Origin of the sequence: Vibrio sp. RE86 (assembly GCF_013114545.1) — a bacterium.
In the GTDB taxonomy this organism is placed as follows: Bacteria; Pseudomonadota; Gammaproteobacteria; order Enterobacterales; family Vibrionaceae; genus Vibrio.
Genome location: NZ_VTXI01000075.1, coordinates 1 through 512 on the forward strand (window position 1 = coordinate 1; position 512 = coordinate 512).

The 512-nt window shown below is 44.5% G+C and carries 1 protein-coding gene; it reads left to right on the forward strand.

The window, feature by feature from the left end; genetic code table 11:
* A partial coding sequence (locus F0231_RS20885) for a hypothetical protein (protein WP_216612397.1) occupies positions 1-309 on the forward strand: 309 nt, incomplete at its 5' end.
* Positions 310-512 lie beyond the last annotated feature (203 nt).

A 512-nucleotide genomic window follows, 5' to 3' on the forward strand; every position in this document is an offset into this window, starting at 1 on the left:
TGTTCTGAACCAAGCCACAACGCGAAAGCCAAATTGGTCACCAAAAGCGACCAACCAACAACAAGTACAAACACTTCCCTGCCCAATGAGGCAACCCAACTAAGCTCCAACAAGCGCCCTAGTCTCTTCTCACAACAGCGCCAAACAATGGTGAGTTGCCGAGACTACTGCCAAGGTAGGATGTTGCTTGAAAAAGAACCTCAAAGCGACTTAAAGCCAAAGAAACTAAACCCTAGCCTGCTCGACCTGCAAATGAAGCAACCCACGAACATTGGCATGTTTTATGGCCTAAGTTATTCGAGAAATTAGGCCGACAATGCGGATTTGCTGAGTCTACTAGGGGCGAATTGCCAGAGGGACAAAGAACTTGATCCTAAGACATTTAAGCCTTTGAAATACAAGTAAACATAACGCCCAATTAAGTAGTGAACAACGCGACCACTTAACTAAAACATTGTGCCATAAAACACTAGACTTAACCTAGAATGCAGATCGACAAGCGTTGTGAATCT